Origin of the sequence: Thermodesulfovibrio sp. 1176 (genome assembly GCF_029946585.1) — a bacterium.
Lineage (GTDB): Bacteria > Nitrospirota > Thermodesulfovibrionia > Thermodesulfovibrionales > Thermodesulfovibrionaceae > Thermodesulfovibrio.
Genome location: NZ_JARZRZ010000001.1, coordinates 597840 through 610643 on the forward strand (window position 1 = coordinate 597840; position 12804 = coordinate 610643).

At 35.8% G+C, this 12804-nt stretch carries 19 protein-coding genes and 1 tRNA gene; 19 read left to right on the plus strand and 1 reads right to left on the minus strand.

Annotated features, from left to right (window positions below; all coding sequences use genetic code 11):
* Positions 1-347: 347 nt before the first annotated feature.
* The 18 genes from QI155_RS03255 (at position 348) to QI155_RS03340 (ending at position 10916) form a co-directional block, all read left to right on the plus strand.
* Positions 348-755: a hypothetical protein gene (locus QI155_RS03255; protein ID WP_281321092.1), complete on the plus strand. Its 408-nt coding sequence runs from the start codon at positions 348-350 to the stop codon at positions 753-755.
* 39 nt (positions 756-794) lie between these two features.
* Positions 795-977: a hypothetical protein gene (locus QI155_RS03260; protein ID WP_281321093.1), complete on the plus strand. Its 183-nt coding sequence runs from the start codon at positions 795-797 to the stop codon at positions 975-977.
* 6 nt (positions 978-983) lie between these two features.
* On the plus strand, positions 984-2699 hold the full coding sequence (locus QI155_RS03265) for a type IV secretion system DNA-binding domain-containing protein (RefSeq protein ID WP_281321094.1): 1716 nt from the start codon (positions 984-986) through the stop codon (positions 2697-2699).
* 69 nt (positions 2700-2768) lie between these two features.
* On the plus strand, positions 2769-3125 hold the full coding sequence (locus QI155_RS03270; RefSeq protein WP_281321095.1) for a hypothetical protein: 357 nt from the start codon (positions 2769-2771) through the stop codon (positions 3123-3125).
* Positions 3106-3384: a hypothetical protein gene (locus QI155_RS03275; RefSeq protein ID WP_281321096.1), complete on the plus strand. Its 279-nt coding sequence runs from the start codon at positions 3106-3108 to the stop codon at positions 3382-3384. Before QI155_RS03270 ends, QI155_RS03275 begins: the two co-directional genes overlap by 20 nt.
* A complete protein-coding gene (locus QI155_RS03280) occupies positions 3381-3698 on the plus strand; it encodes a hypothetical protein (protein ID WP_281321097.1) in 318 nt (105 codons plus the stop codon). The genes QI155_RS03275 and QI155_RS03280 overlap by 4 nt, the downstream gene beginning before the upstream one ends.
* 63 nt (positions 3699-3761) lie before the next feature.
* On the plus strand, positions 3762-3938 hold the full coding sequence (locus QI155_RS03285) for a hypothetical protein (protein ID WP_281321098.1): 177 nt from the start codon (positions 3762-3764) through the stop codon (positions 3936-3938).
* Entirely contained in the window at positions 3935-4120 is a 186-nt protein-coding gene (locus tag QI155_RS03290; RefSeq protein WP_281321099.1) for a hypothetical protein, read from the plus strand. The genes QI155_RS03285 and QI155_RS03290 overlap by 4 nt, the downstream gene beginning before the upstream one ends.
* Before the next feature lie 16 nt (positions 4121-4136).
* A complete protein-coding gene (locus tag QI155_RS03295; protein ID WP_281321100.1) occupies positions 4137-4430 on the plus strand; it encodes a hypothetical protein in 294 nt (97 codons plus the stop codon).
* A 46-nt stretch (positions 4431-4476) separates the two neighbouring features.
* Positions 4477-4929 carry a hypothetical protein gene (locus tag QI155_RS03300; protein WP_281321101.1) on the plus strand — a complete coding sequence of 151 codons (453 nt, stop codon included), beginning with the start codon at positions 4477-4479 and terminating at the stop codon, positions 4927-4929.
* A gap of 518 nt (positions 4930-5447) precedes the next feature.
* Positions 5448-5972, plus strand: coding sequence for a DUF481 domain-containing protein (locus QI155_RS03305; RefSeq protein WP_281321102.1), 525 nt, complete (start codon positions 5448-5450; stop codon positions 5970-5972).
* Positions 5973-6053: 81 nt separating this feature from the next.
* Positions 6054-9029: an N-6 DNA methylase gene (locus tag QI155_RS03310; protein ID WP_281321103.1), complete on the plus strand. Its 2976-nt coding sequence runs from the start codon at positions 6054-6056 to the stop codon at positions 9027-9029.
* 293 nt (positions 9030-9322) lie between these two features.
* Positions 9323-9544, plus strand: coding sequence for a type IV secretion system DNA-binding domain-containing protein (locus QI155_RS03315; protein ID WP_281321104.1), 222 nt, complete (start codon positions 9323-9325; stop codon positions 9542-9544).
* Positions 9519-9854 (plus strand): hypothetical protein, encoded by a 336-nt coding sequence (locus tag QI155_RS03320; RefSeq protein WP_281321105.1) that lies wholly within the window; start codon positions 9519-9521, stop codon positions 9852-9854. The genes QI155_RS03315 and QI155_RS03320 overlap by 26 nt, the downstream gene beginning before the upstream one ends.
* A gap of 14 nt (positions 9855-9868) precedes the next feature.
* Positions 9869-10171 carry a hypothetical protein gene (locus QI155_RS03325; RefSeq protein WP_281321106.1) on the plus strand — a complete coding sequence of 101 codons (303 nt, stop codon included), beginning with the start codon at positions 9869-9871 and terminating at the stop codon, positions 10169-10171.
* A complete protein-coding gene (locus tag QI155_RS03330) occupies positions 10164-10499 on the plus strand; it encodes a hypothetical protein (protein WP_281321107.1) in 336 nt (111 codons plus the stop codon). The genes QI155_RS03325 and QI155_RS03330 overlap by 8 nt, the downstream gene beginning before the upstream one ends.
* A complete protein-coding gene (locus QI155_RS03335; protein ID WP_281321108.1) occupies positions 10492-10731 on the plus strand; it encodes a hypothetical protein in 240 nt (79 codons plus the stop codon). Before QI155_RS03330 ends, QI155_RS03335 begins: the two co-directional genes overlap by 8 nt.
* A gap of 8 nt (positions 10732-10739) precedes the next feature.
* A complete protein-coding gene (locus tag QI155_RS03340) occupies positions 10740-10916 on the plus strand; it encodes a hypothetical protein (RefSeq protein ID WP_281321109.1) in 177 nt (58 codons plus the stop codon).
* A gap of 1086 nt (positions 10917-12002) precedes the next feature.
* On the opposite strand, the gene QI155_RS03345 is transcribed toward QI155_RS03340, so the two are convergent.
* Positions 12003-12077: transfer RNA gene (locus QI155_RS03345), tRNA-Pro, on the minus strand.
* Between the two features lie 102 nt (positions 12078-12179).
* Here QI155_RS03345 and QI155_RS03350 point away from each other — a divergent pair.
* Positions 12180-12800: an MBL fold metallo-hydrolase gene (locus QI155_RS03350; RefSeq protein WP_068861565.1), complete on the plus strand. Its 621-nt coding sequence runs from the start codon at positions 12180-12182 to the stop codon at positions 12798-12800.
* Positions 12801-12804: the final 4 nt, after the last annotated feature.

The window sequence follows — 12804 nt, forward strand, 5'->3', positions numbered from 1 at the left end:
TAGAAATTTTTGTTCCTTGAAAAGTGTAAAAATCAAAAAAATAAAAATAGCCCGGGGGAATCCCCCGATCCCCCGCTTTTTTACATCACACCACCCGCAACCTTCGGTTGAGGAATGGATTTTTGCCAGACCCACGCCAGAACCAAGCCAGACAAGGCTTTAATCGGTTTTTGGAGTTTTTAAGCATAGTAATAGGAGATTAAGGTTTTTGATGAGGCTTAAAGGTAATACTACCAAAGGTTTACGACATAGGAGATATAGTTTTCAAGAAAACATAGGAGATTCTCCTATTAGGGAAAAGTTGCATTAATTAATAGTAGAGAACAATAAGAAAGGAGGATTAAAGGATGGCTAAGTATGTAAGGATTTATATGAGTGAAAGTGATTATGAATTGATTGAGAGAATAGCTAAGAACTCTGGTAAGGGAATAAGCACACTGGCAAGAGAGATAATTACTAACGGGCTTAAACAGGAACTGAAAGACACAGCACTGCTTAATAAGCTTATCCAGAAAATAGAGAGCCTCTCAGAGTCCCAGCCACAGAACCAGCCATTGCAGCTGCAGCAGACCGAACAATTCCACGAACTCAGAAACCTCATTTTCATGGTGTATCTGGTAGCACGAAATACTTTGCTCAACTCAAGCATTCCAGAGGCAACCAAGCACAGCCTGATGAACTTTTTTGACCGCCATGAGAGAGAGGTATTTGGTGGGACTCTTTATGAAATTTTTGGCTTAAAGAAATCTGAGTAAGTGAACTGCATTATATATATCAGAAAGGGGGTGAGTAAAGTGAAAAGAAACATTTCTAAACTTCAGGAGAGAATGAAGAAGTTGCAGAGGCAGATGAAAGAGTATGAGAGGCTTTATTATGTAGAGCTTGGTAAGGCAGTGGAGCAGTGGTTTTTGAATAGTGACAGTGTAGAAGTTTTGAAAGAAAAAATTGAGAAAATCAAAAAAGACTTTGGGAGGTAAAAGCATATGAAAGAGGGTTACAAAGAGGCAAAAACCTATAAAGGCTTTGAAAAGTGGTTTCATGAGTTGCAGATGAGTTTTAAGATGCACGTTTACACGTTCATGATAGTGTTACTTATTCATTTACTTATTCCAGCTGTTTATATGATTTTATTCCAGAGTAAACTGCTTGGAACAGTGATTCAGGTTTTCACTGGTTTTTATGTGCAGTTATGGCCAAAGGCATTAGAGGTTTTATTCAAAAAAGGCTTCTGGATATTTCTTCTTGCAACCCCCGTATGGTTACTGTATCCGATACTGTTGACAAAATTCAAACTCAAAGCAAAGGCAATCACAAGAGACGAGCATATGAGAGGGCAGAGGATAGTAGAGCCAGCTGAACTGGTGGCTGCAATAAAGAAAGATCATCCTGGTGAACCAGTGACATTTACACTCGGCAGGATACCAGTACCCAGAAAATATGAAACAACACATTTCTTTATAGTAGGAAAGTCAGGCTCTGGAAAGACCACAGCACTTAATCAAGTAATTGAGAAAATCAGGCAAAAAGGGCATAAGGCAGTCATATATGACACCAAAGGAGATTACATTTCAAAATTCTATGACCCACAGAGAGACCTAATATTCAATCCTCTTGATAGCCGGACACTGCACTGGAACATATTTGATGAACTCTACCTTGTCAGTGATATTGAATCCTTTGCTTACTCATTAATCCCGCCAGTGCCTTCAGGACACGAAGATGAGTATTTCATCACAGGAGCAAGAGAGGTTTTTTACTCTATCCTGTATTATCTTTATGCCACCAACCAGAGGACAATGCAAGCACTTTGGCAAACAGTTTCACAGGGAGAAGCAGGAGTGATAAAGACATTGAAAGACGCAGTTGAAAAATACAAACTTGATGACTGCAAGAGAGGGCTTGGGCTTTTAGAAGGATATGAGAAAGGAGTAAAGTCAGCAAGTGATATCATAAGCACAATGAAGAAATACAGTAACTGTTTTAAATATGTTGAACACCACCAGAGCAGTTTTAAAATCCAGGATTGGCTCAATAAGCAAGACGGTGGATTTTTATTTCTTGTCAACTACGACAAAATCAAGAACGTGCTAAAACCTCTTGCCTCGGTGTTGTTAGAGCAGTTAGGCAATGCAGCTCTTACACTTACAGACGATAGAGAAAGGAGACTTTTCTTTGTTTTGGATGAGTTCGCTTCGCTTCAGAGAATGCCGAAGTTTGTGGACTTTTTAGAGAGAGGACGTTCAAAAGGAATTTCTCTTTGGATAGCCACACAAGACATAAATCAAATAGAAAAGGAATACGGAAACAAAACAATGAACACAATCATAAACAACTGCACAACTACGGTAGCCTTTGCAGTGCAGGACGTCAATACTTGTGAGTATCTCTCAAAATTCTTTGGTGATAGAGAAATTCTTGAAACTGATGAGTCTCTCTCTATGGGGCCAGCAGATTTAAGGGACGGATTAAACCTTACCCGCAGGAGAAAGACCGACAGGCTAATTCTTCCAAGTGAGTTTGCTTTACTTCCTGTATTTCATTTCTACATCAAGATTGGTGAGTACCCAATATCAAAAAGCCGAATAGACCTGAAAATATACCCAGATACCCAGCCAAGCTATATTCCTGATGAAAACAGGTTCAGAATAGCAACTGTATCGGAACAGTCAGAACAGGCTCAGGAGCAGGTAATCAAGTGATTGGTGACTGCATTAATTATAGTAGAGGGACTCATCCTGAGTCCCTAATCCCTCTTAAGGAGGTAAAAAATGATACCTACAAAAGAGCAACTTGCAGCCAGACTGGTGGCACTTGCCTTGACAGGACTTGCAGCTGGATATGGAGTTAGTGAACTTGACAAACTTACAGAGAATAAACATATGCAAGAAGTGACCAAGCAAGCAGTAGAACTTATTAAGCAGCCAGAGAAAGCCTTTCAATCCCAAACCCAAACACAGCAAGTAGACCCTCAAAGGCTAATTGACTTCACAAAGCCATTCCAGTATGAGTTGCCAAAGCCTCTTGTGATGGAGGATTTATGCCAGTATTACCCCGCCATGCAACAGTGTAAAGACAAAGCAATAGCAAAGAAAGGAGAGGAGAAAGATGAAAAAGCAGAAAACTAAACCACATTTCTTTGGTCTGCGTGCAAATGATTACGAAAGGCTTCTTGAGCTTGGAATGACTCATGCAGCTTTGAATGTACTTAGACACAATCCAGCAAGGTTTTTTAGTGAGTTTTCAAGATACACAAAGAACGTAGCAGACGAATTTAAGTCAGAGATATACATGCTCTGCTTTCAAATAGCCACTCAGCCAAACAGAGCAAGAATTGAAAGCATTATATATAACAGAAAAACTAAGAGAAAGGAGGTAGTAGCATGACAAATCTTTTCAAGATAGCAATCATTGCAGCTCCATTGGCAGGGCTGATTTTTTACTATGTAGTCATGCAACAAAGCAAGCTTGACACAGAAATTGAAAAAGAGAGTTTAAAATTTGAACAACACTGGAACGAATTCAAAGCAGAAAGCCCATTCACACAGGACAGGCAGAAATACCAGAGTCGAGCAGAGCAGGCAGAGCAGAAACAGAAAGAGTTAGAACAGAAAAAGAAAGAGAAAGAGCAGAAAATAGAAAAATTCACATCGGATTTTGAAAAAGCTCTTGATGAAGTGGATAAACAGCAAGGCAAATAGTTGCATTAATAATAGTAAAGGGACTGCATATAGCAGTCCCAAACCCCTTGTAGGAGGTAAAAAATGATTGAAGTAATCACAAATCTAATTAACCATGTGGTTGATCTTGTTGTCAAGCTATTCTACATTTGTCTTCTGATTGCAATCTTTGGGCTTGGATTCCTGAACTGGCTTGGAATGGAAGTAGAGAAACAAAAAAGAATGAGAGAATTTCAAACAGGAAAGGAGGGCAGACAGTGAAAGAGTATATTTATTACCTTGTTTTTCGTTCAAGTTTGCCAGCTGAAGAGTGTAGAGAGTTTTCTTTCAAAAAATACTGTAACCTTGTAGGACTTGATTACGAAAAAGCTCTATTTAAAGCTAAAAAACAGTTTGGACTTACATTTACCTTTACGGTGCTTTTAGCACTTTTAGCGATTTAGTAAAGGGGGTGATACGATGAGAAAAACGTTTGCAGTTATAGCAGTGGTGATAGGTCTTGCAGGACTTGCATTTGCAGCAGATGAAAAGAATCTTGATTATGTTTGCAAAGTATGCTATGAACCTGTTCCGACAGACAGAGCAGCATGTGAAACCTTGGTATCCAACAGCCTTGAGGGAGTGCAGCAAATGGTAATATCAACAGTAGAGGAAAAGCAGGGAGTGGACAGAGTGATAGTTGAGTGCAGTTTTCCACAGTGCACAAAAAAGGGCTATACAGGCTACAAGGCAGTTATTGATATGAAAAAATAACCCAAAGGCAGGCTCTAAAGCCTGCCTGATTAAAAAGGAGGTAAAAATGAGACTAATAATAATCTTAACTTTGTTAGTCGGTCTTTTAACAAGTGCTTGTGTGTCAACAAAGGCAAACAACCCATATCTTGTCTTGCTTGACAAGCCTGAGTTTCAGTCAGGGGTTTCCGTGACGGAAGTAGTGCAAGGGCTAAAAGAGGCTAAGGAGATATTGCCAAGTGTTCCAGCTATTTCAAATCGTATTCAGTGTAAACAACTCTACATTGAAATAGCAGACAGACCTAAACTGCTATTGAACAAGCAAAAAATATTTGCAGACTCAATTTATATGAATATCTCAAGCAAATTCAATATAGAGAAGTCCGCAGCTTCTGAATTTGCAAAGGCTACAGAGAAAGCCTCGCAGACTATAACAGAAAGTGCAATGTCTCAGAAAGAGTCTGTAGAACGCTCAAAATCAAGCAGTGCAACAGTGAAAACACCTTCCTTGCCACAATAACACCCAGGGCCACTGCCCTGGGTGGCTTCGTAGAATCGATTTAGAGACGATTTTTTGGTTTGACCCATAGTTAGGTATACCCCTGCAAACGGAAGCAAACCACCGAGCCACCGACCGCTCGCTAAAGCAGTGGCAATATGTTGGCTTTATTCCAGACGACTGATTGATTCACCCTCGTTGGTGTTTTCCGCTCGCTTGCCGAGATACCTTGAAGTCTCGGCATCGGTGGCTCGGCTTTCAGTATTCTGAGAGCTTCTCTAACGCTACATCGTCAGAGAAGCTCTCAGAAGTTTGACTTTTCAGTTTGAAGTTTATAGAGCAGTAGCGTGTATGGCTTGTAGCGTGGGTCTGCGGTGGGGGGCTTGCTACTGCTCTATATATAAAAATGTGTCGCTTTTTATAATACCATCGTCGCTTTTTATAATACCATTTTTTTTAAAAAATTTTTTCTTTCAAACTGCATTAATTATATCAGAGAGCAGAGAGCTCTATATATAACAATTAATGGAGGTAGCAGTATGAAAAAACTTTTAATGCTTCTAAGAAGTCTTTTTAGACGCAGACAGAGAGAGCACACTTGTGAAGAGCTTGATCCTTTTTTCTCTATCTCTTTACTTCTAACAGTTTTTCTTTTTTTATCTCAAGTAACTCATGCAGCAGAAGCAGCAGAAGTCTATCTTTTCACACAGCATGCAGATATAAAAAACTCTAAAGCAAGTGAGTATGTTGACTTTAAGAGTTCTGAAAACCTCGCAGGAGCGGGATTTGCAACGCATGTCATCAGCAAAGACAAAGACAAACTTGATATCAAGATAGGGCTTGGAAAGTCGGACACAAACATAAAAATATCTCAAAGTGTAAATGTGTTAAATAAAGTTTATAGCGTAAATAAAAAACTTGAATATAACACTTCTATGTATCTTTTTTCTGTTTCATACTCATATAACATTTCAAAATCTTTCTCAGTTGCAGCTAAATTTGAACAATCAAAAAATGCTTTGAAGCGAAATACATATATATTAAAAATTTCATATGAGTTTTAATAGCAAATATGAAAAAATGCAAAAACTGTGGCAGGGAATTTTATCCTTCTACAGGATTTAACTTAAGAAAGGAGCAGAGAAATGAATAAGAAAGCCTTTGCTATCTATCAATGCTTTAATGTATTTAGAAGCTTAATACAAACCAAAGAAAACGTTTCTCAAATTATCTCACAATTTAAGATTGGTAGGTACACTATAGACAGAGCTATTGTTGATCATTCTGGAATTATAGGAATAGAACTTAAACCGTTGATAAAGCTACAAGGCAAAAAAATAATATTAACCAAATTAAGTGAAATACTATCAGAAGTACGAGTTCAGGAACAACTTCAACATTATTTACTTTATCCTAAAATGAGATTTTTAGTTTTAACCAATTTACATGAGGTTTTTATATTTACAAAGTGGAATTATAGCAAAGATAAAGTAGAACCTCAAATTAGGCTTAATTTTTTAGATTTTGTCAGACACTATTTGGGCGTTAAACGACTTAAAGATTTACTTGTTAAGTATTTTAAAGATTATCCTGTTTTAGAGTTAGACCAACACTTTTTGAAAGATTTAAAAGTGTATTGGCAAGAAATCGACGAATTAATTCCTGATAAAAAAGAAAAGATAAAATTTATTAATACTCTAATGATGATAAGACTTTTGGAAGATGCTGGAGCTCTTCCTTTCGGAACAGTAGAGGGAGAGTGGAATAGAGCAAAAGAGTATCATGGTAGCAACGCAAAGCAAAGAATTAAGACGTTTTTAGAAAACTTTGTTGTTGATACTTTATATGAGTACTATAATACAGAATTATTGAATTGGGATGTTAAAACTTTTATTGAAAATTATAGAGAAAATTTAGATAAGATTTTAAGCTCTATTGGAAGAATTTTAGGCTACGAAGGATTTGATAGTATATTTTTTAAAGGACTTAAATTTTATGATTTTAATGCAATAAATGAAGATATATTTGGCAAAGCTTACGAAAGTTTTCTTGCTGAATTAAGGAAAGAAACAGGTATATTTTATACTCCTGCTTTTATAACAGAATACATAGCTCAAAAAATAGTCGTAGAAAAGTTTGAAAGTATTTACAAAGAAGTTAATCTATTAATTAATTCCTTAGAAACAGAAGAGCCAGAAAAATTGTATTCAAAAACAAAAGAGATTCATAAGAATTTAAATAGTATAACAATTCTTGATCCTGCCTGTGGTTCAGGAAGTTTCCTTGTAAAAGTATTCAAAATTATACATCTGTACTATAAAAGAATGTTGTATCTTTTTGAAGAAAAACATCGTTATTATGATAATTTACATTCTAAATCAGGTGGAACTCTCTTTAATGACTCTGAGTTGTTGGAGAAAATAAGCACTCTTAGAAAATTAAAAAACATTATTTTTGACTGTAGCGATAACAATATCTACGATTTTCTTAAAAAAATGGTAACAAGGCATATTTTTGGAGTTGACATAGATCCAGCTGCATTGGATATCGCAAAGCTAAATATATGGAAAGAGTTAATTAAATTAGAACCAGATCATTATTTAATTGAAAATGTAAGGAAATATGGACATCATTATGTTTTTCCTGATTTAACAACAAATTTTAAGAATATGGATAGTATTTTATCATCTATTGATGAGTGGGAAAAATCTTTTCCAGAAGTTTTTGCTCAAAGTGGCTTTTCAGTAGTAATAGGGAATCCTCCTTATGTAAGGGGAGAAAACATTGAAAAATCGTTAAGAGATAGTTTGAGGAATATGTATCCTAATTTATTTTTAGGACACATGGATGTTTATACTGCTTTTATAAGAAGAGCAGTGGATTTACTTAAAAATGAGGGGATTCTTGGCTTTATTGTTTCTAATAAATGGATGAGGGCAAAATATGGAAAGCCATTAAGGAAAATCTTTATAGAGGAAGGAGATATATTAGAATTAATTGACTTTTCTGGATATAAAGTATTCAAAGAAGCAACAGTAGATACAGTAATAGTTTTATTTCAAAAAGGGATCAAGAGTAGAGCTAAGTTTTTATCTTGTGTTGTAAAAAATGATGATTTCAAGAATTATATTAACGATAATAGAAATTTATTTAACTATGTGTCAGATAAAAAAGTTGAAACTGATATGACTTCCTTATCAGAAGAATCTTTTCTATTTCTATCGCAAAAAGAGTATAAGTTGAAAGAAAAAATTGAACGCATTGGCAAACCTCTCAAAGATTGGGATGTAAATATATATCGTGGAATAAAAACCGGTTTAAACGAAGCTTTTATTATTGATAGCAAAAAACGTGAAGAGATACTCAATAATTGCAAAACTGCTGACGAACGCCGCCGTACCGAGGCTATCATCAAACCCATCCTGCGAGGACGAGATATTAAACGATATTACTACGAATGGGCTGGGCTGTGGGTAATTTTTATTCCATGGCATTTTCCTTTACATGAAGATTTATCAATTCATGGTGCAAGTGAAAAAGCAGAAAAAGAATTTCAAAAACAATATCCTGCTATTTACAACCATTTATTACAATTTAAAGATGTTTTATCAAAAAGAAATAAGGATGAGACAGGTATAAGATATGAGTGGTATGCATTGCAAAGATGTGCTGCCACCTACTACCCCGAGTTTGAGAAGGAGAAGGTGGTGTATTCTGAGATTGTTAGAGAACCACAATTTTATTATGATACAGAAAAATTCTATGTAGAGGCAACAAGTTTTTTAATGACAGGTAAGAATATGAAATACTTATGCGGTCTGTTAAATTCGCACCCGGTAACATATTTCTTTAAAAAATGGTATGCAGGTGGTGGATTAGGTGAGGAAGGTTTTAGATATAAAAAAGCTTTTTTAGAACAACTTCCCATTCCTTTAATAAAAAACGAAAACAAACATTTCATTTCTCAAATAGAATCTCTTGTCGACCAAATTCTTACACTTAAAAGTCAAGACTGTTCAACTGATACTACAGAATTAGAAATTGAAATCGACAAACTTGTTTACGAACTTTACGAGTTAACTCCTGAAGAAATTGAAATAATAGAACAAAAGTCAGGATAATTAATTTTTCTCCTTGTTTTCTTTTTGGAATTCTTCATCTTTCTTTTTGCAAATGTAGTAGTCTTGATAGAAACTGCAAAACATGTCCTGTTGCGAACTATTTTCTGCTTGAATATAGCTATGATTCCACAAGTTGATGCAGAATGGCGAAAGTATTACATGAAAGAAAACTTTAAAATCCTTGTAATGAAATTAAAAGAGATTTAGAATATTTAAGATAGCGATTCTGAAAGATTCGGAGTCGCCCATCTGGTTTTTAGAATTTTCAGAGGATAGTTGAGCCAGCTGAACTGGTGGCTGCAATAAAGAAAGATCATCCTGGTGAACCAGTGACATTTACACTCGGCAGGATACCAGTACCCAGAAAATATGAAACAACACATTTCTTTATAGTAGGAAAGTCAGGCTCTGGAAAGACCACAGCACTTAATCAAGTAATTGAGAAAATCAGGCAAAAAGGAATATCGCAAAAACTATATGAAAACCCTTATGCAACAGAAAAGAAATTCTGTTAGCAAAATCCACCGCTACTTACCCCTTGACCTTAACACTTCAAAGCCTCTAAAAGCCTTTAAACGAACAATAGAGGTTAATTTTGAGACTGAATACGGTAGTCATGAGAACTACCAGATAGCCAAAACCTGTTGCAACTGGGAAACCAAACAGAAAAGTGGATACTGTATCACCTTATATGAACCCTACTTCCTTTTTAAAAAGGCATGCAAGGACTGCCATATACTGGAAATGCTCAAAATGGATGTTCAGAAAAGACAAGCTCAGAAAAAACTGAAAAAGGAAAGTGCATTATATATAGTAGAGACATAAAAAAGGAGAATGCCATGAAACAGTTTTTGAAAGCTTTAAAAGGAGTTTTAAAAGAAACAAAAGATGAGTTTTTTTCTGATGACAACATAGTAATACTATTGATTAAAAAAGCTATTCAGAATCACCCAGCATTAACACATCTTTTGAGTTTTCTCTTTGGTGCATCTTTTATCTCAGTTGTTTTCTACGACCACATAATCACTGTGTCTTTTTTTTGTTTTGTAGCTCAAATAATTCTTTTGCTGAAAATATACAGAACAGCAAAACAAGATTTAATTAAAGAAGAAACTTACATAAAGGAGAAAAGCAATGAATGAACTCAAAGAATACCTTACACCAGAAGAGATTGAACAACTTAAAAACAACAATGGATTTATCATTGCAAGAGTTAGAATACCCGCCAATGTTTTTGACCGAATTTGTGACAGATGCAACACTCAACTGATTGGTGAATGCTACGCAGTAGCTTATTTTATGCCATTCCATCCAAGAGGACAGTTTTATCCAAATCGGTGGTATCTGAGATACCTTTTTTGTCATAATTGTGGCAAAGAATGGAGTAAAGATACTGTTTTTGTAGACAATTACATTATCCCAAGCTTGCAAGCTTATTTAGAATGGTATTTAGGAGAAACAAATGAATGAAAAAGCCTTTGCTATTGCAAACGCTTTAGCTAAATACTACGGCATACCTGAACCAGAGTTTACCTCTGCTCAGGAATGCTACCAGTGGATTAAGTCAGTGCTTAATAAAACCAATGCTCAACTAAGAAGATGTCCTCACTGTGGAACCCCCATGCCAAGAAAACTTATTAATGGCAAGCTTAGATACTACTGTAAGCAATGCAATAAAACCTTTGCACTTAAGGGAGTGTAAAATAGATTATGAGTGAAATCCGAGAAATCAAAGAAAAGCTTGAAAAAGTTGAAAAGATGCTTGAATTTCTTTGTCAGCATTTCCAGAAGCCTGAAACACCACCACCAGCTAAGGTATACCAGTTGAAAGAAAAAGCAAGAAAAAAAGCACTTGAAATAAAGAAAAAGTTTGAAGTAGAGTTGTAAATATGTCAGTTAGGTCCTACAAAAATAAACCAGACAAATGGCTCATTGATATCCGACTTGGTAGAAAAAACCGCTACTACGAAGTTTTTGAGGGAACATATGAGGAAGCAGTAATCTACGAGCAGGAACTGAAAAAGCACTTATCCCAAAAAGACACAAAAGCCTCTAAGACAATTTCAGACATTGCTTTTGAGTATCTTGATTATGTCAGAATCCATCAGGCACAAAAAACTTGGCAAGAAAAGCATAGAATTATCATCAAGCATTTAATTCCCTACTTTGGAAATTTTACTTTTGAATTACTTACCCCTAAAATTATAGATGCTTACAAACTAAAGAGACTCAAAGAACTCAACGACAAAGGCATAAAAGGCTATAGAACTGTCAACATAGAACTAAATACCCTATGCAATATGTCAAAATTTGCTTACGAGTATGGCTATACCTCAGAACCCCTGAGGAATGTAAAGAGACTCAAACACAGATATAGACTACCCGATCCTCTTGACCCTGAGACAGCCTTGAAATTCATCGAGGCAGCTAAGACAGAACCTTTTTATTATGCTCTCTTCTTATGCTTATATCATGCAGGAATGAGAAAAAATGAAGTGTTTAATCTCAAATGGGATAACATTCTCTTTGAGTACAACCTCATTAGAGTAACCAAAGCTAAAAACCAGAAAGAGAGATTTATCCCTCTTAGCAGCCATTTAAAACAAGCACTTTTAGCCCTCAAATCCCTCAGAACTACAGCTAACCCCTTTGTTTTTCCATCATCAGTAACAGGAAAGCCCTTAACAGATATCAGAAAAGCAATTAAGAGAATTGCAAAACGTGCAGGCATTGATAGACACATTCACCCTCACCAACTGAGACACACCTTTGCAACCCACCTCTTAGAGCAAGGAATTGACATTAGAGCCATTCAAGCACTTTTAGGCCACGAACAGATTACCACTACTCAAATCTACACTAAAGTAGCCCTTCCAGTGCTTCAGAAAGCCATTCAGACCCTTGAGGCTATATGTGGTGACCATGTGGTTACCAACGTGGTGACCACTGATTTAAAAATCCCTGAAAATCCTATCGGGGCGAGTGGATTTGAACCACCGACCCCCTGCTCCCAAGGCAGGTGCGCTATCCAAGCTGCGCTACGCCCCGATAACTTTTTAATCTAATAAAAATATCTGAAAAAAGTCAAATTGTTAAGCTCAATAAAAATTTAGTATTATATATTCAACAAACTTTAAGGAGGTATACGATATGTTAGAAAATATTAAATGGCTTGGACACGATACTTTTAAAATTGTCGGAGAAAAAGTTATTTATACTGACCCATTTCAGATAACTCAACCAGACAAGGCAGATATTATTCTTATAACCCATGAACATTATGATCATTTCAGTCCAGAGGATATTAAAAAGATTTTGGATCCTGATACTGTCGTAGTATTACCAAAGGATTGTGCTGGAAAAATAAAAGCTAAGGAAATTGTTGTTAAACCTGGTGATAAAGTCACAGTTGAGGGTATAGAAATCGAAGTTGTACCTTCATATAATACAAATAAAAAATTTCACCCTAAAGAAAAAGGTTGGGTTGGATACATCTTTAAGGTATCTGGAAAGAGATTTTACATCGCTGGTGATACTGATTATATTCCTGAGATGAAAACATTTAAAGATATTGATATTGCATTATTACCTGTTTCAGGTACTTATGTTATGGATGCTAAAGAAGCTGTTCAGGCAGCTCTTGATATCAATCCTAAAATTGCCATACCAATGCACTATGGAAGTATTGTAGGTTCAGAATCAGATGCTAAATATTTTGCTGAAGCATTAAAAGGCAAAATAGAAGTTGTTATACTAAAACCAGAGAGGTAACTTA

Coding starts and splice junctions, on each gene's coding strand:
- QI155_RS03305 (WP_281321102.1), top strand. CDS start 5,448: ATGAAAAAACTTTTAATGCTTCTAAGAAGTCTTTTTAGACGCAGACAG.
- QI155_RS03255 (WP_281321092.1), top strand. CDS start 348: ATGGCTAAGTATGTAAGGATTTATATGAGTGAAAGTGATTATGAATTG.
- QI155_RS03310 (WP_281321103.1), top strand. CDS start 6,054: ATGAATAAGAAAGCCTTTGCTATCTATCAATGCTTTAATGTATTTAGA.
- QI155_RS03335 (WP_281321108.1), top strand. CDS start 10,492: ATGAATGAAAAAGCCTTTGCTATTGCAAACGCTTTAGCTAAATACTAC.
- QI155_RS03300 (WP_281321101.1), top strand. CDS start 4,477: ATGAGACTAATAATAATCTTAACTTTGTTAGTCGGTCTTTTAACAAGT.
- QI155_RS03325 (WP_281321106.1), top strand. CDS start 9,869: ATGAAACAGTTTTTGAAAGCTTTAAAAGGAGTTTTAAAAGAAACAAAA.
- QI155_RS03270 (WP_281321095.1), top strand. CDS start 2,769: ATGATACCTACAAAAGAGCAACTTGCAGCCAGACTGGTGGCACTTGCC.
- QI155_RS03350 (WP_068861565.1), top strand. CDS start 12,180: ATGTTAGAAAATATTAAATGGCTTGGACACGATACTTTTAAAATTGTC.
- QI155_RS03265 (WP_281321094.1), top strand. CDS start 984: ATGAAAGAGGGTTACAAAGAGGCAAAAACCTATAAAGGCTTTGAAAAG.
- QI155_RS03330 (WP_281321107.1), top strand. CDS start 10,164: ATGAATGAACTCAAAGAATACCTTACACCAGAAGAGATTGAACAACTT.
- QI155_RS03275 (WP_281321096.1), top strand. CDS start 3,106: ATGAAAAAGCAGAAAACTAAACCACATTTCTTTGGTCTGCGTGCAAAT.
- QI155_RS03295 (WP_281321100.1), top strand. CDS start 4,137: ATGAGAAAAACGTTTGCAGTTATAGCAGTGGTGATAGGTCTTGCAGGA.
- QI155_RS03340 (WP_281321109.1), top strand. CDS start 10,740: ATGAGTGAAATCCGAGAAATCAAAGAAAAGCTTGAAAAAGTTGAAAAG.
- QI155_RS03285 (WP_281321098.1), top strand. CDS start 3,762: ATGATTGAAGTAATCACAAATCTAATTAACCATGTGGTTGATCTTGTT.
- QI155_RS03320 (WP_281321105.1), top strand. CDS start 9,519: ATGCAACAGAAAAGAAATTCTGTTAGCAAAATCCACCGCTACTTACCC.
- QI155_RS03280 (WP_281321097.1), top strand. CDS start 3,381: ATGACAAATCTTTTCAAGATAGCAATCATTGCAGCTCCATTGGCAGGG.